Here is a 24,427-nt window from a genome sequence, read left to right as displayed (position 1 = left end):
ATTTATGCTTCTTCCGGTACGTCCTTAATACTGAAACTCATTCTTCCCATCTTGTCTTTACCAAGGCAGATCACTTTTACCTTGTCACCAAGAGTCAGAACATCTTCTACACGGTTGATTCTGTGATCGCTGATCTTGGAGATATGAACCATACCTTCTTTGCCAGGAGCAAACTCAACGAATGCACCAAATTCTTTGATGCTTACAACAGTACCTTCAAAAATCTGTCCTGCTTCGAAATCTGTTGCGATCGTCTTGATCATTTTCTTTGCTTCATCCATACCGTGCTGGTCAACACCGCAGATAGATACTGCTCCTTCATCTGTAATGTCAATCTGTACACCTGTACGCTCGATGATCGCGTTGATGGTCTTTCCTCTCTGACCTACTACATCACCGATCTTCTGAGGATCGATCTGGATCTGGACGATCTTCGGTGCATATTTGTTTACATGATCACGAGGCTCTGCGATACATTTTTCCATAACCTCTGTGAGGATGTACTCTCTTGCTTCTTTTGTTCTGCGGATTGCTTCTTCTACAATCTGTCTTGTCAGGCCATGGATCTTGATATCCATCTGAATTGCAGTGATACCGTCATGTGTACCTGCAACCTTAAAGTCCATATCTCCGAAGAAGTCTTCCAGACCCTGGATATCTGTCAGAACGATGTAATCATCATCTGTAGCACCTGTTACCAGACCACAGGAAATACCTGCAACCGGTTTACGGATCGGTACACCTGCTGCCATAAGAGACATGGTAGATGCACAGATACTTGCCTGAGAAGTAGAACCGTTGGATTCGAATGTCTCAGATACTGTACGGATTGCGTACGGGAATTCCTCTGCTGACGGAAGTACCGGTACGAGAGCTCGCTCAGCCAGTGCTCCATGTCCGATCTCACGACGTCCCGGTCCTCTGGACGGTTTGGTCTCACCTACAGAGTAGGACGGGAAGTTGTAGTGGTGCATATATCTCTTGGATGTTTCGAATTCATCCAGTCCGTCGATTCTCTGTGCTTCGGAAAGCGGAGCCAGAGTTGTCATTGTACAGATCTGTGTCTGTCCACGTGTGAACATTGCAGAACCGTGTACTCTCGGAATAATGTCTACTTCTGCTGCCAGAGGACGAATCTGTGTGATCTGGCGACCGTCCGGACGTTTGTGATCTTTGAGAATCATCTTACGTACAGTCTTCTTCTGGTACTGGTATACAGCCTCGCCGAGAACTGCCAGCCATTCTTCATTGTCTGCAAATGCATCCTGAAGTCTTGCTGTGATCTCGCGGATATTTTCTTCTCTTGTCTGTTTATCGTCTGTGAATACAGCTTCTTCCATTTCTTCGGAAGGTACGATCTTTTTGATTGCCTCGAACAATTCTTCCGGAACTGCGCAGGAAGCGTAAAGATGTTTTTCTTTGCCGCATTCTGCAACGATCTTATCGATAAAGCGGATGATCTCCTGGTTTACATCATGTGCTTTGTAAATTGCTTCGATCATGGTGTCTTCCGGAACTTCATTTGCACCGGCTTCGATCATGATAACTTTTTCTCTGGTAGAAGCAACAGTAAGCTGAAGATCAGAAAGTTCTTTCTGAGCAAGTGACGGGTTGATGATGAACTCGCCATCGATCAGACCTACCTGTGTGGTTGCACACGGACCATCAAACGGAATATCTGAAATACAGGTTGCAATGGAAGAACCAAGCATAGCCGGGATTTCCGGATTGCATTCCGGATCTACAGACATAACCATGTTTACCAGAGTAACATCGTTTCTGTAATCTTTTGGGAACAGCGGACGCATCGGACGGTCGATAACACGGGAAGTCAGGATTGCATGCTCGCTTGCCTTTCCTTCTCTCTTATTGAATCCACCCGGAATTTTGCCTACTGCATACATTTTTTCTTCGTATTCAACGCTCAGAGGGAAGAAATCAATTCCTTCTCTCGGCTCTTTGGATGCTGTTGCTGTGGAAAGTACAGTAGTGTCACCGTAATGCATCAGCGCTGCACCGTTTGCTTGCTTTGCAACACGACCGATATCTACAGTCAGCGTTCTGCCGGCTAATTCCATAGAATAACTTTTGTACATACTTTTTCTCCTTTAAAATCTGTGTTTGACATTGTAAACAGAAGCCCGAAACAACTGAAAAAACCATTGGCCGCAATGAGCTTTTCAGTAGTCTCGGAAATAACTTCTGTTATTGTTTTTTGGAATTTTGTGTCTGACAGGTTCAGATGTTTTTATATGCAAAAATGGGGCGGATGGTTATCCGCCCCGTCCGCATACTAATTATTTTCTTAAACCTAATTTTTCAATCAGTGCACGGTATCTTTCGATGTCTGTTTTCTTCAGGTATGCCAGAAGTCCACGTCTCTGTCCAACCATCTTCAGCAGACCGCGTCTGGAGTGATGATCTTTGTGATGTGTCTGTAAATGCTCTGTCAGTTCCTGAATTCTTGCTGTAAGAACTGCAACCTGTACTTCCGGTGAACCTGTGTCGCCTTCACATCTTGCATATTCTTTCATGATTGCCTGTTTTTTTTCTTTTGAAATCATTCTGATTTCCTCCTTAAAATAATTTGATAATTAATGAACCGCCACATATTAAGAAACGGTTGGAGATTCCAATCTCTGAATATGGGCTGATTTACACCTCGACTAGTATAGCATAAAACAAATGACGTGTAAATAATTATTTTGATTCAAAGCGTAAAGTTTTTTGCGAACTATTCTCATTCTGAAAATATTCTTTTCCGGACTGAATATCTTTCCGAATCTGCGCCTTGAGCGCTTCAAATGAAGTAAACTTCTGCTCCGGGCGGGTAAATTTATAAAAATCAACGGTACATTCTCTTCCATAAAGATCCAGATCACAGTCAAACAGATTCGTCTCCACACCAAGAAAACTTTCTCCGACCGTCGGTTTGTATCCGACATTGGTGATTCCCGGATAATCTCCGTCTTCAAAATGAGACATAGTGACATACACTCCATTTGGCGGCATCAGCTTCGATTTTGGCGGAATGATATTGGCAGTAGGAAAGAAATCCCTGTGTCCCAGCCCCCGGCCATGTTCAATTCTTCCTGACACGCAAAAAGGTCTTCCGAGAAGATCCCGTATCTTTTCCATGTTGCCCTTTTTTAATTCTTCACGGATATAAGTACTGCTGATCTTACGGCTTCCCTCCATCTCTTTTGAAATGACAACCGTCTCGTATTCATATTTTTCGCCGAATTTCTGCAGTAATTCCGGTGTCCCCTTCCGTTCATATCCAAAGCGGAAATCCTCACCGACAACTACGCATTCTGCCTGCAGATCACCTTTTAAAATCTGACGAATAAAATTTTCGGCCTTCATATGCTTGATTTCATCATTCAGCGGACACTCCAGAAGAACATCGACTCCCATTTTTGCGAGATATGTCCGCCGTTCTTCGGAAGTAAAAATCATCTGCCTGTCAGAAACAAACGCCATCACTACGGCAAGTTCTCCATATTCTTTTTTGCGCTCCAGAATTGTCCGGATCAGTTTCCTGTGTCCACGGTGGATACCATCAAATTTGCCAAGTGTCACTGCACTTTTGGTAAGCTTCGGAAACTGCCCGCTCAGTCTTACGTATTCCATATTATGCTGTTACTCCTGCCTACAAAAACATCTTCTGGGGCTGATAGCGGTTTTTTGCCTCATCCCACTGATAAATCCCTTTAAATTCGCCCTGACTGTCACACATCCGAACCCATCCTTCTTTGTGGCTGCCTTTTACAAAATATTCCGTAAGGGCATTTCCGTTTTCAAGAAGGCGGTCACCTTCACGTGTACAAAAAATTTCCGGATAATCTTTCAGTACCTGCCCGATACGGATCACCCGGTCTTCAATCGTACCATCTTTGACTGCATCTTCTACTTCTGCAAGTGTCATGCTGTCTTCCCATGTGAAATTCCCTGATCTGGTACGGATCAGTTCTTCCATACAGCCACCGCATCCAAGCTTCTGCCCGATATCATGGCAGAGCGTACGAATGTAAGTTCCCTTACTGCACGTAACAGAAAAACGAACATACGGAAGGTTTATTTCTTTTATATCAATTTCATAGAAATGAACCGTCCTTGCCTTACGCTCCACGGTTTTTCCTTCTCGTGCAAGCTCATAGAGCTTTTTGCCATCTACTTTCAGAGCAGAGTACATCGGCGGAATCTGCTGGTATTCTCCGACAAATTCCCGAATCACAGCCTCGACTTCCTCTTCTGACACTTCAACAGTTTTCTCACAGAGAACGGTTCCTGTCATATCCTGTGTGTCAGTCTCCAGCCCCAGATGCATGAGCGCCTCATATGTCTTCTGCTTATCAGTCAGAAGATCTACGAGTTTGGTTGCTTTTCCAAGGACTACCGGAAGCACACCTTCTGCTTCCGGATCCAGTGTCCCTGTATGTCCGATTTTTTTCATATGGAGGATTCCGCGCAGCTTCGCAACGACATCAAAGGAAGTAAAACCCTTTTCTTTGCGGATATTCAGTACGCCATCCATTATGCGTTGTCCTCCTCTGTAAGCTGACGTTCAATTTCTGCTGTGATATTATTGATCACATCGTACATAGAGCCATGCAGATCACATCCTGCTGCCCTTGTATGTCCGCCGCCGCCAAAGAAAACAGCAACTTTACTTACGTCCACTTTGCCATTCGAGCGAAGAGAAACTTTGAATGTCTGTGTCTCTGTCTCATAAATAAAGATTGCAACTTCTACTCCTTTTGTAAGGCGGAGCTGACTTACGATACCATCCAGATCACTGCCCTCAACACCGTAGAAATCCATATCTCTTCTTCGCAGATAGCCAATAATGCATGTACCGTTCTGGAGAAGGATACTTTCTGCAAGCACACGTCCCATAACCTGATTCTGAAGATATGTTTTCTGATAGAAAGATTCATCAATGATCCTGCTGAACGGAATTCCGGTCTTCATCAGCTCACCGGCAATGCGCATGGTCTCCGGTGAAGTAGATGAATACTGGAATACACCGGTGTCGTGCACCATTCCTGTATAGATTGCGGTTGCGATCGGAAGTGTCACCTTCCCAGAATCGAGGATTCCGTACAGCACCTCACAACAGGAACTGATATCTCCCTGAACATGGTTGATATCCGCAAATCCCGGATTGCTCACATGATGATCGATGCAGACAGTCTTCTTTGCTTTTTCAAAAAGAGTACCTGCAAGTGCCAGACGGTCTCTGGCACTGACATCACAGGTAATAAAGAGGTCAAATATGCTGTCATCTGCCTCTGTTTTTATTTCATCGATACATTCAATATGTCCGAAGATCGGCTTCGGATGATCAAGATAAACGGTCACATCAATGTCCGGAAAATATGTTCTGATATACAGATACAGTGCCATACAGGAACCGACACAGTCGCCATCCGGACGGATATGTCCGCCAATCCCGACAGTTTTTACACTTTCCAGTACTTCTGCTATATTTTTCATGGTCATTCCTCTTATTCTTCCTCAGATTTTCCCAAAGAAGCATCTCTTTTTGCAACATCGTCAATTAATTTTGACATATTTACACCGTATTCGATTGATTCGTCCAGAATAAAACGAATCTCCGGTGTATTACGAAGGTTCAGGTTTCTGGCAAGCTGACGGCGGATATATCCTTCCGCACTGTTCAGTCCCCTGATCGTAGCTTCCTTTGCTTCCTGATTGCCCAGCACACTGATATATGCCTTGCAGGTCTTCAAATCCGGAGCCACTTCCACAGCCATGACAGAGGTCATCGGGTGAATCCGCGGATCTTTGATTTCTCCGTGGATGATGGAACTGAGTTCCTTCTGAACCTCCCCATTGATCCTTGTATTCTTAATGCTGTTTTTTCTCATTTATGATCTACTCCTATCTTGGCACTTCTACCATGATATACGCTTCTACTTTATCTTCTTCTTTGACATCGTTGAATCCGTCAAATACAAGACCACATTCGTATCCTGCTTTTACTTCTTTAACGTCATCTTTAAATCGTTTCAGAGATGCAAGCTCACCTTCAAATACCAGCTCGCCTTCTCTTGTAATACGTACTTTGCAGTTTCTCTGGAAAATACCATCCAGAACATAGCTTCCTGCGATCGTACCGACACCGGATGCCTTGAAGAGCTGACGTACTTCTGCATGACCGATAACTTTTTCTTCAAATACCGGATCAAGCATACCTTTCATTGCTGCTTCCACATCTTCGATTGCCTGATAAATAACTTTGTAAAGACGAAGATCTACGCCTTCCTGATCTGCAAGCTGTTTTGCCATCGCATCCGGACGAACGTTAAATCCGATGATGATCGCATTGGAAGTTGCTGCCAGAGATACGTCGGATTCATTAACTGCGCCTACACCGCCGTGGATCACACGAACAACAACCTCTTCATTAGAAAGTTTGATCAGACTCTGTTTCACGGCTTCTACAGAACCCTGTACATCTGCTTTGACGATGATCGGCAGTTCTTTCAGATCACTTGCCTGAATCTGATCAAAGAGATTATCAAGGGAAAGTTTGCCTTTTGTTTCTTCAAGGAGGTGTTTCTTATTCTCGGTAACAAATGCTGCCGCAAAGTTTTTCGCTTCTTTGTCACTCGGGAATGCCATCAGGATCTCACCTGCATTCGGCACATCACCAAGACCAAGAATCTCAACCGGTGTGGACGGTCCTGCTTCTTTGACACGTCTTCCTCTGTCATCCATCATTGCACGTACCTTACCGCTACATGCGCCTGCTGCAATAAAGTCACCTACATGAAGAGTACCCTTCTGTACAAGGATCGTTGCAACAGGACCTTTACCTTTGTCAAGCTGAGCCTCGATAACAAGACCTCTGGCTGCACGGTTCGGGTTCGCTTTCAGTTCAAGTACTTCTGCTGAAAGAAGGATCATCTCAAGCAGTGTATCAATTCCTTCTCCTGTATGTGCAGATACCGGTACGAAGATGGTGCTTCCGCCCCAGTCTTCCGGAATCAGTTCATATTCAGAAAGTTCCTGTTTTACTCTTTCAATGTTTGCACTTGGTTTATCAATCTTGTTGATTGCAACAATGATTTCTACACCTGCTGCTTTTGCATGGCTGATAGCCTCAACAGTCTGTGGCATGACACCATCATCAGCCGCAACAACGAGTACCGCAATATCAGTAGAGTTTGCACCACGCATACGCATTGCTGTGAATGCTTCATGTCCCGGTGTATCAAGGAAAGTGATCTTCTGTCCGTTGATTTCAACAACAGAGGCACCGATGTGCTGTGTGATTCCACCTGCCTCGCCTCTTGTTACATGTGTATTACGAATTGCATCCAGAAGGGATGTCTTACCATGGTCAACGTGACCCATAACGCAGACAACCGGCGGTCTGGAAACCATTGTGGATTCGTCTTCCTCTTCTTCTTTCAGGAGTTCTTCGATCACATCTACTTTTTCTTCCGGTTCTGCAATGATATCGTAGTCAAGTGCGATTTCCTGTGCTTTTTCGAAATCGATCTCATGGTTTACAGTTACCATGATGCCTTCCATAAAGAGCTTCTTAACAATTACAGACGGCTGCATCTTCATTGCTTCTGCAAGCTCGCGGATTGTCATTTTCTCCGGAAGAGTGATCTCTTTTACTTCTGGTTTCTTCTCTTCCTGTTTTGGCTGAGGAGCAGGTTTCTGAAGAGCTTTCGGAATTCTGGAAAGATTTCTTCTTCCGCCCTGATTCGGTCTGTTGTGACCTGCACCGGAATTTTTCTCAAAATCTTTCTTTTTGTTCTTATTCTCTCTGTCACGCTCTCTCTTGCTGTCCTTGGATGTTTTTGTCAGTTCCGGTGTGAATACGGCATCATTATCTCTTCTTCCGCCGCCGGCTCTCTGTCCGCCACGGTTATTTCCGCCAAAGCGTCCTTCACCTCTGTTGTCCGGTCTTCCGTTTCCGCCCTGTCCTGGTCTTCCCTGACCACCCTGCTGCGGACGGCCATTACCTCTCATTGGACGGCCATTGCCTTCACCCTGACGTGCCGGACGGCCTTCTCCCTGTCTCTGCGGACGGCCTTCTCCCTGTCTCTGCGGACGGCCACCACCGTTACGGTTGCCCTGCGGTCCACGGTCAGATGGTCTTTTGTCTCCATTGTTTCGGAAATCACGGTTTCCTCTGTTATCACCGCGGTTATCTCCACGATTCTCACGATTATCTCTGTTCGGGCGGTTCTGGTTTCTGTTGTTATTATAGCCACCCTGCTCGCTTCTCTGCGGTCTTGCCTGAGTCTGAGCTGCTTCTGCTGCCGGTTTCTCAGCCGGTTTCTTAGCTGTCGGTGTTTCCTGTACCGGAGTACTCTGCGGTTTCTTCGGTGCAGTAGTTTCTGCTGCCGGTTTCTTAGCTACTGTCTCAGCCGGTTTTGCTGCCTGTGTTCTCTGCTGCGGTCTTGCAGCCGGTTTTTTATCTGATGCCGGACGTTTCGGTCTGTTTTTGCCTCCGTCACTGGCATTCTGTGCGTGATATACGCGAATAATATTTTTTTTCTTTTTGGGAGCCTCTGTCTTTTCTGCTTCCGCCTTCGTTGTTACCATCTTTTCATCTGCCACCTTGGTAATCTGCTCCTTTCCCTCTTGTGTTGATTTTTCTTTTATTCTGACATGTTCTTGCTCTTTGATCTTCGGCACATTGGTTCCTCCTTTACGTCAATGAATCAAAACCAGTTTTCATTCTTACTTTTCGGTTTTCGCAAGTTCTTTCATCATTGCTTTCGCAAAGTTTTCATCCTGTACCGCCAGACTGGCACGAAATTCTTTTCCGCAGAATTTTCCGAGTTCTTCTTTATTTGCGATGAAGTAAATCGGAACTTCATAAAATTCACACATATTACTGAATTTCTTTCTGGTGTTTTCTGATGCGTCAGCCGCTACCAGAACCAGAAATCCTTTGCCGGTCTTTACAGATTTTTCTGTAGAAAATTCACCGCTGGCAATCTTGCCCGCTTTTGTTGCAAGACCAACCAGTGATAACACTTTATTGTTGTTTTTCAATATTAGCTAACTCCTTTTTCAGGTCTTCGTAGACCTCAGCCGGTACCGCCATCTTCAATGAGCGCTCGATCCCACGGCTTTTGACTGCTTTTTCCAGACACTCCTGTGACAGACAGACATAGGCACCTCTGCCGTTCTTTCTTCCGGTCGCATCCAGCACGATCTCATTTTCCGGGGTCTTCAGTACTCGGATCATTTCTTTTTTGCTTTTCATTTCTCTGCATCCGGTACACTGACGCAGAGGTGTTTTATTTTTTGTAGCCATAGATTATTCTTCTGTCAGCTCTTCGGAAACAGCTTCTTCTGCTTCTGTATCTTCAGCAGTTTCTTCTGTATCTTCTTCGCTGTACTCGTCCTCATCATAGTACTCATCTTCATCATCATAATCATAGAGCTCACCGGATTCTCTTGCCTGTGTCTCGCTCTTGATATCAATCTTGAATCCTGTCAGGCGGGCTGCCAGACGTGCATTCTGTCCCTCTTTACCGATTGCAAGAGAAAGCTGATAATCCGGAACGACTACCAGTGCTGTCTTTTCGTCCGGATCTGCCATAACAGCGATTACTTTCGCCGGGCTCAGTGCATTCTCGATCAGGATTGCCGGGTTTTCATCCCAGTTGATGATATCAATCTTTTCACCGCGGAGTTCCTCTACGATGGAGTTTACTCTGGCACCGTTCATACCAACACATGCACCAACCGGATCTACATCCGGATCATTGCTCCATACAGCGATCTTTGTACGGGAGCCTGCTTCTCTGGCAATGCTCTTGATCTCAACAGTTCCGTCTTTCACTTCTGCAACTTCAGATTCGAAGAGACGTTTTACCAGTCCCGGATGAGTTCTGGAAAGAAGAATACGTGGTCCCTTCGGTGTATCCTTAACTTCAAGGATATAAACCTTGATTCTCTCGGTTGGTTTGAATTCTTCACCTTTTACCTGCTCGTTTTCACTGAGGACACCGTCTGCCTTACCGAGGTTTACGCTGACGTTCTTGCCCATCACACGCTGTACGATACCGGTAACAACTTCTTTTTCCATTCCGAAATACTGATCATAAAGAACTTTACGTTCTTCTTCACGGATTTTCTGAAGGATAACATTCTTTGCATTCTGTGTTGCGATACGTCCAAACTCTTTGGAATGGATCTCTACTTTAATGATATCACCAATTTCTGCATTGGTATTAAGCTTCTGTGCTTCTACCAGTGAAATCTCCATTGCAGGATCTTCTACGAATTCCTTAACCTCACGCTCTGCATAAACGCTGAAATCGCAGGTTTCCGGATTAATTGTCACATGCACATTATCTGCTTTACCGAAATGGTTCTTGCAAGCCTGGATCAGGGACTGCTCGATAGCTCCCAGTAATGTATCCTTGCTGATATTTTTTTCTTTTTCCAGGATATCCAGCGCTTCCATTAACTCTTTGTTCATTTTTTTTATTTCCTCCTCATTTTATCAAAGCATATCTGAATCGTACCTAAAATTCAATTGCCAGTCGGATCAGGGCAATGTCCTTCTTTTCAAATGTGCGTAAGACACCGTCCTCATTGATCGTAACACTGTTTTCATCATATGCATCCAGAACACCACAGAATTCTTTCTGTTTGTCGATTGGACGATATGTCCGGACTTCTACCAGTCTGCCCATGCTTCTGGCAAAATCCTTTTCTTTTTTCAGTGGTCTGTCAAGACCCGGCGAACTGATTTCCATAATATAACTGTCTTCAATAAAATCGTTTTCATCCAGTTTGTCGCTGAATGCCCTGCTGACTGCCTCACAGTCATTGACCGTGATTCCGCCCGGTTTGTCAATGTATCCGCGAAGATACCAGTTACCTGCTTCTTTTACGTATTCTACATCTACAAGCTCGAATCCCTCTCGCTCTACGATCGGTAAAAGCAAAGCTTCTGCTTTCTGTTCATATTCATCCCGTCTGCTCATTTTTACACCTGCCTTTCGCACATCCGGATTATCTCGCAAAAAGAGTGGACCGAAGCCCACTCTCTTGTTTATCCGTTATCATGTTATCCCTATCATATCACCATCACTGATGAAAAGCAAGGAGTTTTTTATATTCTGGGCTTTACACCCTTTGTATCACGTTTTGCCAGACGCACTTTGTTCAGGGAATATTCTTTGTCATGATAAGTGATCGTATATTCCTGATGTCCCGCCAGAAGATATGCATGTTCCAGATAGTCATCGCCGGCAAGTTTCATTCCACGCACACCAATGGCCGTCTTTTTCATAATGGAAATCTCCTGTTTCAAAAAACGCAGGAAGCATCCACCATGACTCTGTAATACGATCTGCTCCATTTCCGCCGAACCGCCTATAAAGATCAGTTCATCATCTTCTGCAAGTTTCGTCGATGCGATCGTACGTTTCGCCACATCAAACTCAGCGCCCTCTACCAGTTTGCACATAGATAACTTTGTCACAAACAGCAGGCGGTCTGTGCGGATCTGTCCGACCGGTGCCACATACAGCATCCGTTCTTCTGCACTGTTGTAATTGCTTAAGTTATCTGCCGGAGTACCTTTGTCTCTGAAGCGTACCAGTGGAATATCTGCCGCCTTGATCGTATGCATCTTGCCTTTGTCTGTAAAGATACAGATCTTATCTGTATTCATACAGCTGAAGACATATTTGCTTTCGTTGTGAATTGCTTCTTTATTTCGTTCGTACGCATTTTGGTCGATCAGTTTCATATAGCCGAAGCGATCCATCAGGAAGCAGACTTCCATCTCTTCCATCTTCTTTTCTTCGTAAACGGCTTCCTCTGCATTCTCGACTGCCGTACGGCGTTTTCTTCCATATTCTTTCTTGATCTCATCCATGTCTTTGATGATCACTGCCGCCATGGAATCATAGTTTTCCAGAATATCTTTATAAAGTGCGATATTTTTCATCGTCTCCTGGTATTCTGCCTGCAGCGCTTCGATTTCCAGACCAATCAGTTTATACAGACGCATATCCAGAATCGCATTTGCCTGTCTTTCTGTAAACAAAAGTTTCGCAGCCGCCTTTTCACTTGCTTTTGATTTAAACCTGATGCCCTCTGTAATTCCTTCGACCAGACATTTCTTTACCTGCTCACGGTTCTTGCTTCCGCGAAGGATCTCAATGATCAGGTCAATAACATCACAGGCTTTGATCAGTCCTTCCTGCACTTCCTGTTTTTCCAGTTCTTTGTCCAGAAGTGTATGATATTTTCTTGTGGTGATCTCAAAGACGAAATCCACATGATACTCGATGATCTGTTTCAGGCTTAGTGTTTCCGGACGTCCATCTGCAACTGCCAGCATATTAACACCGAAAGTATCTTCCAGACGAGTCTTCTTGTACAGCATATTGGTCAGGTTTTCCACATCGGTATCTTTTTTCAGTTCAAGCACGATACGGATGCCTTCTTTGGAAGACTGGTTTGAAATATCTACAATGTCGGTCGTCTTCTTTGTCTCGACAAGAGATGCCACGTCATTGAGGAACTTGCCGATGTTTGCTCCGAGCATGGTATACGGAATCTCGGTAATGACGAGCTGCTTTTTGCCGCCTTTGAGTTTCTCAACTTCGACTTTGCCTCTCAGACGGATCTTGCCGCTTCCTGTCTCGTAAATCTTACGCAGATCATCTTTATTTACTACAATACCGCCAGTCGGAAAATCAGGTCCTTTGATATAACGCATCAAACCTCTTACGCTGATGGTATTATCTTTCATATAAGCCTTGACCGCATCGATCACCTCACCGAGGTTGTGCGGCGGAATACTGGTCGCCATACCAACCGCGATACCATCTGCACCATTGACAAGAATATTCGGAATACGAACCGGAAGCACGGATGGTTCTTTCTCCGTCTCATCAAAGTTCGGCACAAAATCCACTACGTTTTTATCGAGATCACTCAGAAAAACTTCCTGCGTGAGCTTTTCCAGACGCGCTTCGGTATATCGCATGGCCGCTGCTCCGTCACCTTCGATAGAACCAAAGTTTCCATGTCCGTCTACCAGCGTCCTGCCCTTCTTGAAATCCTGCGCCATCACAACCAGCGCATCATAAATGGAACTGTCACCATGCGGATGATATTTACCCATGGTGTCACCGACAATACGGGCGCATTTACGATATGGGCGGTCATAACGGATCCCCAGTTCATACATATCATAAAGTGTTCTTCTCTGAACCGGTTTCAGACCATCTCTCACATCCGGAAGTGCACGTGAAATAATGACACTCATCGCATAATCAATATAGGATTTCTGCATAATTTCCGAATAATCGGTACGAATTACATTTTCCTGTTTTGTTTCCATATCATTCTCCCACCTTATACATCAAGTTCCGCATCTGCCGCATGTTCATAGATAAATGCTTTACGCGGAGGTACTTCACTGCCCATCAGAACTTCCGTTACGCTGGAAGCAAGACGTGCATCTTCGATCTCAACACGTTTCATTCTTCTTGTCTCAGGATTCAGAGTTGTCTCCCAGAGCTGTTCTGCATCCATTTCTCCAAGACCTTTGTAGCGCTGTAGTGTAAAACTGCCCGGTTTGTGAATCTTACGGTATTTTTCCAGAGCTTTATCATCATAGAGGTATTCTTCCGGACCTTTTTTCGGCATGGCCTTATAAAGAGGCGGCATCGCAATATACACATGTCCCTCATAAATCAGTTCCGGCATAAAACGATAAAACAGTGTCAGGAGCAGGGTAGAGATATGCGCACCATCCACATCGGCATCAGCCATGATCACAATTTTGTCATAACGAAGCTTACTGATGTCAAAGTCATTGCCGTACCCTTCGGAAAAGCCACAGCCAAATGCATTGATCATGGTTTTGATCTCAGCATTCGCAAGCACTTTATCAATTGTCGCTTTTTCTACATTCAGGATCTTGCCACGGATCGGGAGGATTGCCTGATAGTTACGGTTACGCGCTGTCTTTGCTGAGCCGCCCGCAGAATCACCCTCGACAATAAAAATCTCACACTGTGCCGGGTCTTTTTTTTCACAATTGGCAAGTTTACCATTGGAATCAAAGGAATATTTCTGTTTTGTAAGAAGGTTGGTCTTTGCACGTTCTTCCGTCTTGCGAATCTTTGCAGCCTTTTCCGCACAGGACAGAATGGTTTTCAATGTTTCCAGATTACGGTCGAAATAAAGCACCAGCTGTTCGCCCAGCACTTTACCTGTTGCTTTGGCTGCATCCTGATTATCCAGCTTTGTCTTTGTCTGGCCTTCAAAACGAGGTGCAGGATGTTTGATAGAAACAACTGCAGTCATTCCGTTACGGATATCAGCGCCTGTAAAATTCGGATCTTTGTCCTTGAGGACACCAATCTCTCTGGCATAGGTATTCATAACGGTCGTAAACGTTGTCTTAAATCCGGTCAGATGTGTACCGCCCTCTGCGTTGTAGATATTGTTGCAGAATCCCAGTACGTTTTCACGGAACTCATTGGTATACTGAAATGCCACTTCCACCTGAATGCCATCTGCCTCGCCTTTCAGATAAACAGGCTCATGAAGTGATTCCGTATTGTGGTTCATGTCACGGATATAGCCAACGATGCCCTCCGGTTCATGATATTCTTCTTTTACCGGTTCTGTTCCTCTGAGATCCTCAAATACGATCGTCAGTTCCGGATTCAGATAAGCGGTCTCATGAAGACGGCTCTTGACATCTGTCGCAGAAAAACGTGTCTTCTCAAAAATCTCCGGATCCGGAAGAAAGTTGATACAGGTTCCGGTTTCTTTTGTCCGGCCAAGTTTTGGAAGGAGACCGTTTTCAAGTTCAAGAGTCGGAACTCCCCGTTCATAATGGTCATGATGTACATAGCCATCACGACTTACTTTAATATCCAGATAAGTAGAAAGTGCATTTACTACCGAAGAACCTACACCATGAAGTCCACCACTTGTCTTATAAGCAGAATTATCGAATTTGCCGCCTGCATGAAGCGTCGTAAACACCAGTCGCTCCGCAGACATTCCCTTTTCGTGCATATCTACCGGAATTCCACGTCCGTTGTCTGTTACAGTACAGGAACCGTCCTTCTCCAGAACTACATTGATCAGGCTGCAGTATCCTGCCAGATGTTCATCTACTGCATTATCCACGATCTCGTAGATCAGATGATTCAGTCCCTTCCGGGATACACTTCCAATATACATGCCCGGACGTTTGCGTACCGCTTCCAGTCCTTCCAGAACAGATATGCTCCCAGCATCGTAGGTTTCCTTTTTCGCCATCGGTCTATTTTCCTTTCTTTTCTTACTTTACTCATTCAAACATTTGTTCTTTATCATACATGATTTTCCCCGAAAAAGTCAAATATTAATCTTAATCGATTTCAGGGCAAAAAAATAATCAGGACCTCGATCCTGATTATCTGTAAAATATTTATAGCAGCCAGTACGGGAATCGAACCCGTGTTTTCGCCGTGAGAGGGCGACGTCTTAACCCCTTGACCAACTGGCCTTGCGTCAACCGACTTGCTTAGTATATATCAGCGAGTCGGAAAATGCAAGCCTTTTTTTCAATTTTTTTAAAAAATTTTAAAAAAGCAATTTTTATGACAATTTTCAGCCCAGATCAATCTTCAGATCTCCCGGCTTGATGATTCCTTTTGCACGGAAAATCTTACCGATCACCCAGGTGATCACAAGCGGCAGCACAAAACAGATCAGGATCATGCCTGCCCACTCAAATGCTCCTGTCTGATATCCCTCCGGCATCTGTGCCCATCCGGTTACAACACCGATTGGTCCAACCAGGCCGGAAGTTCCCATTCCTGATGAGATTGCAGGTCCGTTATTTCTCATATGGAACACACAGGTAGCAATCGGTCCTGTAATTGCAGATGTGATCACAGGAGGGAGCCAGAGAACCGGCTTTTTCATAAGGTTCGGTACCTGAAGCATGGAAGTTCCAAGTCCCTGCGCCACAAAACCGCCGATTCCATTATCCGGAAAGCTCAAGATTGCAAAACCAAGCATATGCGCACAGCATCCTGCGGTTGCCGCACCACCTGCCAGCGCAAGGCCATTCCAGATCTCCACTGTCACACTTCCGTCTGTAAGTCCGGCAAGCACGGCTCCGCCGCTGATGCCTACAGCCGCACAGATTGCCGCTGAACTGATCGGCAGTGTCAGTACGATTCCTACCACTACTGAAATGATCATGCCCATCCAGAACGGACGCAGGTCAGTTGCCCATCCGATAAATGCACCAAGCGCATTACAGATATTTTTGCACACTGGTGCAAGCAGCATCGCCAGTACTACACCGACAATAACCGTTACTGCCGGAGTTACAATAATATCGATTTTCGTCTCTTTGGAAACCAATTTGCCGATCTCACAGGTGATCACTGCGACAAAAAATCCCGCCAGTGGTCCGCCTGAACCGCCTATTGCATTGCAGGCCGCACCGACCGCACAAAGAGAATACATGACAAGCGGCGGTGCCTGTAAGGCATATCCGATTGCAAGCGCCATAGCTGCACCTGTCACACTCGTTGCATAACCACCGATTTCCAGCAGTTTCTCTGATACGAAACTTCCCGGGCAGACGTTTTGCCCAATCGTATTAATGATCGTACCGATCAAAAGTGATGCAAAAAGTCCAAGTGCCATGGACCCCATCGCATCAATGCCATATCTTTTGAAGGATATGATCACGTTCTTTCTTTTCAGAAAGCTTTCTTTTTCGTTATTCATTTTCTCTTTCCTCTCGTTTTAATTACTCCGGATCAGCTACCGGTTCAGCCGGAATAAAGACGCGAGTATGCTTCTTTTCTTCTCTTTTCTGCTTTTTGGCTTTCTGCTGTGCTTCTTTGCAGAATTCCATCTGGGAATTTACAAGCGTTTTGCCACGTTTATCCTGTTTTTCGTATGTGCCGTCCGGCTGTAAAATATGTGCTTTGACATTGTCGCGGAATTCAAGATCCAGCACATGCAGAATTTCCTTTTTGATATTTTCGTCCTCTACCGGAAAGACAATTTCCACTCTTCGATCCAGATTTCGCGGCATCCAGTCCGCACTTCCCATATAGATTTCATCAATGCCATCATTTTTGAAATAGAAAATACGACTGTGCTCCAGAAATTCTCCGACGATTGATCGCACCTGGATGTTTTCACTGATTCCCGGAATACCAGTTCTCAGGCAGCAGATTCCACGGACAAGCAGATTGATCTGCACACCACAGGAAGATGCATAATAAAGTGCTGCAATGATTGCAGGATCGCAAAGTGAATTCATCTTTGCAGTGATTTCTGCCGGTTTTCCCTGTTTTGCATGCTCGGCCTCTCTTTCGATCATCTGAACGAAACGGTCCTTCATCCAAATCGGGGCTACGATCAGGCGGTTCCATTTCTTCGGTTCAGAATATCCGGAAAGCATATTAAAGACTGCAGTTGCATCCTCACCGAAACGTTCATCGCAGGTAAAAATACCACAGTCTGTATACAATTTTGCAGTGGAATCATTATAGTTACCGGTTGCCAGATGTACATATCTGCGGATGCCTGTCTCTTCCCTTCTTACCACAAGTGTGATTTTGCTGTGTGTCTTCAGTCCTACCAGACCGTAGATAACATGGCAGCCTGCTTTTTCAAGCATTTTCGCCCAGACAATGTTATTTTCCTCGTCGAATCGTGCTTTCAGTTCAACCAGCACGGAAACCTGTTTGCCATTTTCGGCAGCCTGTGCGAGTGCCGCAATTATCGGGGAATGACCGCTGACACGATACAAAGTCTGCTTGATTGCAAGTACGCCTGGATCCTTCGCCGCCTGACGGACAAAATCCACAACCGGATCAAAACTCATATATGGATGATGCAGGAATACATCGCCTTCACGAATCACTTCAAAGATATCTTTGTCATTCTGGAACTGCGGAACCGGTGCCGGTGTATATTTCGGGCTCTTGTACTCATCAAATCCGTCCAGACCGTAAACTTTCATCAGCATAGTCAGATCCAGAGGTCCCGGAATATTATAAATATCTGCATCTTTGATCTCGAATTCTTTTTTCAGAATGTCCAGCAGACGTTTATCCATCTTTTCTTCTGCTTCAAGACGAATCACCTCGCCCCACTGGCGTTTCTTGAGCTGTTTCTGGATTTCTACCAGAAGATCTTCTGCCTCATCCTCATCAATCGTAAGATCTGCATTTCGCATGATTCTGTACGGATGTGCGCAGACCACATCATTGCTCAGGAAAAGTTTGCCGATGTTTCTCTCGATAATCTCTTCGAGAAGAATTACCGTTCTCTCACCTTTCTTTACAGAAGGGATCTCGACGATTCTCGGAAGGACGGACGGCACCTGAACAGTTGCAAATTCCAGTTCTTTTGTATGCTTTTTATTGTTTTTCTTTGCAATCAGTGCACCGATATTCAGTGTCTTATTACGGATCAGCGGAAATGGTCTGGAAGAATCCATTGCCATCGGTGTCAGTACCGGATAAACGTTATCTTCAAAATAACGGTCTACAAATTCTGCCTGTTTATCATTCAGATTTTCGTGTTCTGCCACCAGATGAAGGCCGACCTTTTCCAGTGCCGGAAGCACAGAACGGTTGAACGTACTGTACTGTACACGTACCAGCTCATGGGTCTGTGTGCTGATTTCCTTTAACTGCTCCTCGGAAGACATTCCGGCAATATCTTTTTTCTTATAGCCGGCATGCACCTGATCTTTCAGAGATGCCACACGGACCATAAAAAACTCATCCAGGTTTGAGGATGTGATGCTCAAAAATTTCAGTCTCTCAAATAATGGCAGATTTTTGTCCCTTGCCTCACTTAAAACACGTTCATCGAATTTCAGCCAGCTTAATTCTCTGTTTACATAGTATTCCGGTTTTTCATATTTACTAAAATCCATATTTTCCCTCCTCAGCCGCTCACACTCTGCGTTTGCGCTTTAATACCAGACGAATGCCAAAAACTTCTTCAAAGAACTGTACCTTATCACGAAGCAGTCCAAGTTCCAGAGAAATATCTCTGCTTGAATCAATGATCATCTGCAATTCACGGTCTTTCAGCACCACTCTCAGTGCCTCAACCTTCTGATAATGGCTGCGGTCCATGGCATTGGCAAGCCGAAGGATTGCCGTCAGTTTTGCTACAAGCAGATACTGCTGCCTGTCAATGCCCGGTCCTCTGTCATAATTTCCGCAATATACAAACTCTGTTGTATTGTATCTCACTGCACTTGCAATGATCTTTCGTTCTTCGGTAGAAAGGCCGATAATTTCCGTCGCCATAATGATCCGGTAGGAACACTCAGCCACATCTGCCATACTGATATACTTGCCACAGTCATGTAGCTGAACCGCAATCTGCAGAAGCAGCCGTTCTCTTGCTCCCATTCCATGAATTTTTTTCATGCTGTCAAAAATAGTCAGCGCGATATCCGTCGTACCTTTGATATGGTCTTTGCCGGTAGAATAACGCTTTGCAATATTTCGCGATGCCACCAGAATATCATTTTCGAAATTATGGACGCTTTTGATGAATTTTTTCTTTTCGCCGTAGTCATAAGCAATTCCATCCAGAAGTGAAACACCCGGAACCCAGACAGACTCCGCCTGAAAGATTTCCAGAAAGCTCTTGCAGATGACCATTGTCGGGATTACAAGTGACGCATATTCCGGATCAATGTCCATCTCCTCTGCCAGAGCATGCTCGGTCTTGTAAATCGTCTTTTCGTAACTCTTTGTAAATTCTTCGCTGGTGATAATATGATCTTCGAGTTCTTCCTGAAAGATCGTATCTGTCAGAAAATCACCCATCAGGATCACATTTTTGATATCCCGGTCTTTCAGATACAGTCTCTGAAAGGCTGTCAGATCATTACGGATAAATTCCTTGATCAGCTGGTCGTAATGCGTTGTCGTTTTTTCCAGTTCTTTCAACCGCTCACGAATACGCATGCTTCCCATCTTGAAACTCTGTGTCGTTACCAGCGCATCCTTGTCAAACAGAGACACCTGAAGATTACCACCACCAACATCAAGGATCGCCGTTCCTTTCTGAATGATCTTTTTGAATCCGGATTCAATCGCAGCAATAGATTTGTATCCCAGAAAATGCTGCTCGGCATTGCTTAAAATCTCGACTCGTATCCCTGTCCGCTGAAAGATCTGTTCCTGCACGATTACCGGATTTACAATCTCACGAAAAGCACTTGTCGCACATGCACGATAATCTGTTACCCCAAATTCTTTCATCATGCCGGAGAAATCTTTTAAGATCACGCAAATCGTATCTACTGTTTCCGGTTCCAGCCTGCCGCTGGAATAAGCCCCCTTACCGATTTCCAGACGATATCTGACATCATTCAGTTCCTGAAATCCGATCTTCTTCGAAAATTCAAAGATCTTCATACTGATCTCATAAGAACCTATGTCGATTGCCGCAAAAGTTGTCATTGCCATACACTCCCGCTCCTTCCCAATTATTATGCTTCCTGTGTCTCCTCTTTTCCAAGAAGATGATCAATAAACTGCTGCGCCGTACGTCCTGTCAGACCGCCATGGGAAATTTCCCATTTGCCGGCTTCCAGAAGAAGCTGATCTTCCGGCATTGAGATTCCGTTACGTTTCGCAAGTGTTTTGACAATCATGTGGAACTCTTTGCGATCCGGCGCACCAAAGTAAATACGAACGCCAAAACGATATACCAGTGAAAGCTTTTCCTGCACGGTATCGGAGGAATGGATATCGTCATCTGCGCCTACTTCCAGCTTATCCCCTGCACGCTCTCTTACGAGATGGCGGCGGTTGCTTGTCGCATAGATCAGAATATTCTCCGGTTTGCGTTCCAGTCCGCCCTCGATCACGGCTTTCAGATATTTATATTCAATCTCAAATTCTTCGAAAGAAAGATCATCCATGTAGATAATAAATTTGTAATTGCGGTCTTTGATCTGGGCAATAACCTGATTCAGATCTACAAACTGATGCTTATATACTTCAATGATTCGCAGTCCCTCATCATAATACTGATTCAGAATACCTTTGATGCTGGAAGATTTACCTGTTCCTGCATCACCGAACAGCAGACAGTTATTTGCCTTTCTTCCACGTACAAATGCCTCTGTATTTTCGATGAGTTTCTGTTTTGGTATCTCATAGCCGACCAGATCATCCAGACGTACATGCGCGATCCTGGTCACCGGTACGATCACTGCTCTGCCGTTCTCATCATGGTCAATGCGGAATGCTTTGTGAAGTCCGAGTTTTCCTACACCGAAGTCTTTGTAAAACTGGACCATGTCTGCCATAAATTCTTCAGTATCTTTGGCAACTGCCAGTGTTTTGCTCATCTCACAGATACGGTCACGGATACGTTTGTTAAACATTTTGCCGGTATCCTGCGGTGCTTCATAATTACAGAGGATTCCACAGCAGGATGTATGGAACAGTTTGTCCAGCACTGTCAGATCAAAGTCATAGAGTTCTTTAAAAATCGCAAAATCATGAAGTGCAAGCTGATTGATACTGCCTTCGATTGTACCTCTGATCTCGCTCGCAGTACTGAATGCATTTTCATGATTTACCAGAAGAAGTGTAAGATAATCGTGCCACAGATTTCCCGTAAATCCATAAGAACCTGCAATTTCGATCAGACCGTTGACGCATTCATAAAATTCTTCTTCCATCTCGCTTGCATTGACTGCTGATTTTTCACTTGCATCCATAAGCGCTGTCATTTTGTCCAGTATATCTCCATGCTCAAATCCACGATAGAGCACACATTCTTTTACACGTGTCATTTTATTCTTCCTCCTGCTGTCCGTAATTTCCAAGTACTCTCATTCGATTTGCCTCTGCTTCAAGACCGCGCAGTGCATTTTTGACTGCCGGTTCTTCCAGATTACCTTCAAAATCTACAAAAAATCTGTATTCCCATTTCTTTCCGGTGATCGGGCGAGATTCGATCTTTGTCATGCTCAGTCCGTTATAAATAAAATGTGACAGCATATGATAAAGTGTTCCGCTCTCATGAGGCAGCTCGAAGCTTACGCTGATTTTGGCTGCGCTCTTTTCGTAAATCGGATGTGCACTTACAATAATAAATCTGGTGACATTTTCCTCATTATAGCAGATGTTTTCCGCCATAACAGAAAGTCCGTAAAGCGCTCCTGCTGCACGGCTTGCAATCGCTGCCTGTGTTCTGTCCAGTTCTTCATGGATCTTCTTTGCTGCACCTGCTGTATTTTCGGTCTTGACAGCTTTCCAGTCCGGGTGACTTTCCAGATATTTTTTGCACTGCGCAAGTGCCTGCGGATGAGAATAAACGGTTTTGATCTCTTCAAGAGATGTTCCCGGAATACCGAGCAGCACATGTTCTACTTTCATACCCTGCTCTCCGACAATATAGAGCTGATATTCTGTAAGCAGATCGTAGATATCTGTCACGATTCCCTCCGTCGAATTTTCAATCGGAAGTACTGCATAATCTGCCTTACCGGAAGCCACTTCTTCCATCGCATCGCGGAATGTCTTTACATGGTAGCTGTTGATCGCATCAGAAAAATATGCACGCATGGCGGCATAGCTGTATGCGCCCTCCACACCCTGAAATACTACATTGACTCCGGTCAGCGGCAGTGCATCGACCATCTTGTAGTCTTTGAGGTCATTTTCGACACCATTTTTTGTCAGAAGCTGATACTGACGTTTGCGGCTGATCGCCATGATCTGCTGAAACAGTTCCTGTGCACCAAGTTCATTAAATTCACCGTGTGCAGAATCCTTAAGAACCGTGATCTTATCCTGTTCCCTTTTAGGATCCAGTACCTTCTTGCCTGTATGTATCTTGTATTCTGCAACCTTCTCGCAGACTTTCATTCTTTTTTCAAAAAGCCGTAAGATTTCCTTATCAATGATATCTATTTCTTTACGGCATTCCTGTAAATCTGTCATAAGTGCTTTTCCTCCCGGTTTTTGACAATTGTTGTGATCTCTCCGATAAAAGAAAGCGATCCAAAGGAAAGAATGAGATCCTCTCGCTCAGCCATGGCAAACACCTTATTTACCGCATCCTGTATATTCTCTGCTGCCTGTACATGTGGATTGCACTCCCGCACGGCTTCTGCCAGTTCCTGCGCCGGCAGTGCCCGTGGGTTATGCGGTGTCTCAATCGTAACAATCTGTTCTGCATAAGGACATAACTTCCTGATAATATAAGAATAATCTTTGTCACGGAAAACTCCCATGATAAAGTACATCTTCCGTCCTTTAAAATATTTGCGCACTGAATCTTCAAGCATATCTGCTGCTGCCGGATTGTGTGCCCCATCCACAATAAACAAAGGCTCTCTGTTGATGATCGTCAGGCGTCCGTTCCATTTTGTTTCTTCAAGTCCTTTTTTCCGCTGTTCAACAGTTGTCAGATAGCCTTTATGATTCAAAACTTCCAGTGCGTCCAGTGCAAGCGCTGCATTCTCTGTCTGATAGGATCCTGCCAGTGAAAGCTCATATGTTTCTCCCTGGTACTCCAGTGTCTGTCCGGCAAAGTCTTCCTTAACCGCTTTTACAGAACTTAAATCTGTCTCGGTCAGATCTGCACCTTTTTCCCGGCATACCTCCCGGATAACTTCCATCGTCTCCGGCTGCTGTCCGACCGTTACAACACTGCAGCCCGGTTTGATGATACCGGCTTTTTTCTGTGCGATCTCTGCAAGTGTATTTCCAAGAAATGCCTGATGATCCATACTGATCGGAACAAGAACTGCGAGCACTGTGTTTTTAATAATATTTGTCGCATCCAGATCACCGCCCATTCCGACTTCCAGAATGACAAGATCACATTTTTCTTCTGCAAAAAATAAAAATGCCACCGCCGTTTCTATTTCAAATGGGGTGGGATGTGCAAGACCTTCTTCTGTCATTTCTTCAATTGCTGCAGCAACCCTTGTGATATATCCGGCAAACGCTTCCCGGCTGACTGCCCTGCCATCCACTTCCATCTTCTCCCTGTAAGAATATACCGAAGGAGAAATATATCTTCCGACACGATATCCTGCATCTGAAAGAGTGGTATACAGATAAGCGATCACCGAACCCTTGCCGTTGGTTCCTGCCACGTGTACGTATTTTAACCGATCCTGGGGATTCCCAAGCCGGTTCATCAGTTCTTTTATATTTGTAAGATCCAGAGCGCCTCCCGCGTACTGATCCGCGTCTTTTACATACGCTCTGCTTTGCTGATAATCCATTTTGTGTACTCCTAATACTGATAATTGTTTATTACTAGTTAATATAGCATTTACGTATCTTTTTTTCAAGACCGGGACATACTAGAATCAAAGTTTTACAACAATTTTACATGATCAGGAGGGTCT

19 protein-coding genes and 1 tRNA gene are annotated in these 24,427 nt (G+C 44.8%); all 20 read right to left on the bottom strand.

Annotation, left to right across the window (positions count from 1 at the left end; all coding sequences use genetic code 11):
• Positions 1–2: 2 nt before the first annotated feature.
• Complete coding sequence (locus tag BQ7344_RS00915) at positions 3–2,096, bottom strand: polyribonucleotide nucleotidyltransferase (protein WP_072521026.1); 2,094 nt, start codon at positions 2,094–2,096, stop codon at positions 3–5.
• Between the two features lie 201 nt (positions 2,097–2,297).
• Entirely contained in the window at positions 2,298–2,564 is a 267-nt protein-coding gene (rpsO, locus tag BQ7344_RS00910) for a 30S ribosomal protein S15 (protein WP_015542977.1), read from the bottom strand.
• A 136-nt stretch (positions 2,565–2,700) separates the two neighbouring features.
• The gene (locus BQ7344_RS00905; protein ID WP_015542978.1) at positions 2,701–3,633 is read right to left on the bottom strand and encodes a bifunctional riboflavin kinase/FAD synthetase; all 933 of its coding nucleotides are present in this window, start codon (positions 3,631–3,633) and stop codon (positions 2,701–2,703) included.
• Positions 3,634–3,652: 19 nt separating this feature from the next.
• Positions 3,653–4,537, bottom strand: a complete 885-nt coding sequence (gene truB / locus BQ7344_RS00900; protein WP_072521025.1) for a tRNA pseudouridine(55) synthase TruB — start codon at positions 4,535–4,537, stop codon at positions 3,653–3,655.
• Complete coding sequence (locus BQ7344_RS00895) at positions 4,537–5,499, bottom strand: DHH family phosphoesterase (RefSeq protein ID WP_072521024.1); 963 nt, start codon at positions 5,497–5,499, stop codon at positions 4,537–4,539. Before BQ7344_RS00895 ends, truB begins: the two co-directional genes overlap by 1 nt.
• An 11-nt stretch (positions 5,500–5,510) precedes the next feature.
• Positions 5,511–5,894: a 30S ribosome-binding factor RbfA gene (rbfA, locus tag BQ7344_RS00890; protein ID WP_072521023.1), complete on the bottom strand. Its 384-nt coding sequence runs from the start codon at positions 5,892–5,894 to the stop codon at positions 5,511–5,513.
• 13 nt (positions 5,895–5,907) lie between these two features.
• Positions 5,908–8,595: a translation initiation factor IF-2 gene (gene infB / locus BQ7344_RS00885; protein ID WP_235816141.1), complete on the bottom strand. Its 2,688-nt coding sequence runs from the start codon at positions 8,593–8,595 to the stop codon at positions 5,908–5,910.
• Between the two features lie 138 nt (positions 8,596–8,733).
• On the bottom strand, positions 8,734–9,051 hold the full coding sequence (locus BQ7344_RS00880; RefSeq protein ID WP_072521022.1) for a L7Ae/L30e/S12e/Gadd45 family ribosomal protein: 318 nt from the start codon (positions 9,049–9,051) through the stop codon (positions 8,734–8,736).
• The gene (gene rnpM, locus BQ7344_RS00875) at positions 9,035–9,316 is read right to left on the bottom strand and encodes an RNase P modulator RnpM (protein ID WP_072521021.1); all 282 of its coding nucleotides are present in this window, start codon (positions 9,314–9,316) and stop codon (positions 9,035–9,037) included. Before rnpM ends, BQ7344_RS00880 begins: the two co-directional genes overlap by 17 nt.
• A 3-nt stretch (positions 9,317–9,319) precedes the next feature.
• Positions 9,320–10,489: a transcription termination factor NusA gene (nusA, locus tag BQ7344_RS00870; protein WP_072521020.1), complete on the bottom strand. Its 1,170-nt coding sequence runs from the start codon at positions 10,487–10,489 to the stop codon at positions 9,320–9,322.
• A 46-nt stretch (positions 10,490–10,535) separates the two neighbouring features.
• Positions 10,536–11,000 (bottom strand): ribosome maturation factor RimP, encoded by a 465-nt coding sequence (gene rimP, locus BQ7344_RS00865; protein WP_072521019.1) that lies wholly within the window; start codon positions 10,998–11,000, stop codon positions 10,536–10,538.
• A 128-nt stretch (positions 11,001–11,128) separates the two neighbouring features.
• A complete protein-coding gene (locus BQ7344_RS00860) occupies positions 11,129–13,375 on the bottom strand; it encodes a DNA gyrase/topoisomerase IV subunit A (RefSeq protein ID WP_072521018.1) in 2,247 nt (748 codons plus the stop codon).
• 14 nt (positions 13,376–13,389) lie between these two features.
• Entirely contained in the window at positions 13,390–15,315 is a 1,926-nt protein-coding gene (locus tag BQ7344_RS00855; RefSeq protein ID WP_072521017.1) for a DNA gyrase/topoisomerase IV subunit B, read from the bottom strand.
• Between the two features lie 157 nt (positions 15,316–15,472).
• A tRNA-Glu gene (locus BQ7344_RS00850) sits at positions 15,473–15,544 on the bottom strand.
• A 104-nt stretch (positions 15,545–15,648) separates the two neighbouring features.
• Entirely contained in the window at positions 15,649–16,785 is a 1,137-nt protein-coding gene (locus tag BQ7344_RS00845; RefSeq protein ID WP_072521016.1) for a PTS sugar transporter subunit IIC, read from the bottom strand.
• Positions 16,786–16,807: 22 nt separating this feature from the next.
• Positions 16,808–18,958, bottom strand: a complete 2,151-nt coding sequence (locus BQ7344_RS00840; RefSeq protein WP_072521015.1) for an RNA degradosome polyphosphate kinase — start codon at positions 18,956–18,958, stop codon at positions 16,808–16,810.
• 19 nt (positions 18,959–18,977) lie between these two features.
• Positions 18,978–20,513 (bottom strand): Ppx/GppA phosphatase family protein, encoded by a 1,536-nt coding sequence (locus tag BQ7344_RS00835; protein ID WP_072521014.1) that lies wholly within the window; start codon positions 20,511–20,513, stop codon positions 18,978–18,980.
• Between the two features lie 23 nt (positions 20,514–20,536).
• Positions 20,537–21,853 (bottom strand): ATP-binding protein, encoded by a 1,317-nt coding sequence (locus BQ7344_RS00830; protein ID WP_072521013.1) that lies wholly within the window; start codon positions 21,851–21,853, stop codon positions 20,537–20,539.
• Position 21,854: 1 nt separating this feature from the next.
• Positions 21,855–23,006 (bottom strand): prephenate dehydratase, encoded by a 1,152-nt coding sequence (gene pheA, locus BQ7344_RS00825; protein ID WP_072521012.1) that lies wholly within the window; start codon positions 23,004–23,006, stop codon positions 21,855–21,857.
• Positions 23,003–24,301, bottom strand: coding sequence for a bifunctional folylpolyglutamate synthase/dihydrofolate synthase (locus tag BQ7344_RS00820; RefSeq protein ID WP_072521011.1), 1,299 nt, complete (start codon positions 24,299–24,301; stop codon positions 23,003–23,005). The genes pheA and BQ7344_RS00820 overlap by 4 nt, the downstream gene beginning before the upstream one ends.
• Between the last annotated feature and the right edge of the window lie 126 nt (positions 24,302–24,427).

It is taken from the genome of Blautia sp. Marseille-P3087 (assembly GCF_900120195.1).
In the GTDB taxonomy this organism is placed as follows: domain Bacteria; phylum Bacillota; class Clostridia; order Lachnospirales; family Lachnospiraceae; genus Blautia_A.
Note: the sequence above shows the minus strand (reverse complement) of the source record. Positions and strands in the feature narration are given on the sequence as shown.

Coding starts and splice junctions, on each gene's coding strand:
- BQ7344_RS00915 (WP_072521026.1), bottom strand. CDS start 2,096: ATGTACAAAAGTTATTCTATGGAATTAGCCGGCAGAACGCTGACTGTA.
- rpsO (WP_015542977.1), bottom strand. CDS start 2,564: ATGATTTCAAAAGAAAAAAAACAGGCAATCATGAAAGAATATGCAAGA.
- BQ7344_RS00905 (WP_015542978.1), bottom strand. CDS start 3,633: ATGGAATACGTAAGACTGAGCGGGCAGTTTCCGAAGCTTACCAAAAGT.
- truB (WP_072521025.1), bottom strand. CDS start 4,537: ATGGATGGCGTACTGAATATCCGCAAAGAAAAGGGTTTTACTTCCTTT.
- BQ7344_RS00895 (WP_072521024.1), bottom strand. CDS start 5,499: ATGAAAAATATAGCAGAAGTACTGGAAAGTGTAAAAACTGTCGGGATT.
- rbfA (WP_072521023.1), bottom strand. CDS start 5,894: ATGAGAAAAAACAGCATTAAGAATACAAGGATCAATGGGGAGGTTCAG.
- infB (WP_235816141.1), bottom strand. CDS start 8,595: ATGGTAACAACGAAGGCGGAAGCAGAAAAGACAGAGGCTCCCAAAAAG.
- rnpM (WP_072521021.1), bottom strand. CDS start 9,316: ATGGCTACAAAAAATAAAACACCTCTGCGTCAGTGTACCGGATGCAGA.
- nusA (WP_072521020.1), bottom strand. CDS start 10,489: ATGAACAAAGAGTTAATGGAAGCGCTGGATATCCTGGAAAAAGAAAAA.
- rimP (WP_072521019.1), bottom strand. CDS start 11,000: ATGAGCAGACGGGATGAATATGAACAGAAAGCAGAAGCTTTGCTTTTA.
- BQ7344_RS00860 (WP_072521018.1), bottom strand. CDS start 13,375: ATGGAAACAAAACAGGAAAATGTAATTCGTACCGATTATTCGGAAATT.
- BQ7344_RS00855 (WP_072521017.1), bottom strand. CDS start 15,315: ATGGCGAAAAAGGAAACCTACGATGCTGGGAGCATATCTGTTCTGGAA.
- BQ7344_RS00845 (WP_072521016.1), bottom strand. CDS start 16,785: ATGAATAACGAAAAAGAAAGCTTTCTGAAAAGAAAGAACGTGATCATA.
- BQ7344_RS00840 (WP_072521015.1), bottom strand. CDS start 18,958: ATGGATTTTAGTAAATATGAAAAACCGGAATACTATGTAAACAGAGAA.
- BQ7344_RS00835 (WP_072521014.1), bottom strand. CDS start 20,513: ATGGCAATGACAACTTTTGCGGCAATCGACATAGGTTCTTATGAGATC.
- BQ7344_RS00830 (WP_072521013.1), bottom strand. CDS start 21,853: ATGACACGTGTAAAAGAATGTGTGCTCTATCGTGGATTTGAGCATGGA.
- pheA (WP_072521012.1), bottom strand. CDS start 23,006: ATGACAGATTTACAGGAATGCCGTAAAGAAATAGATATCATTGATAAG.
- BQ7344_RS00820 (WP_072521011.1), bottom strand. CDS start 24,301: ATGGATTATCAGCAAAGCAGAGCGTATGTAAAAGACGCGGATCAGTAC.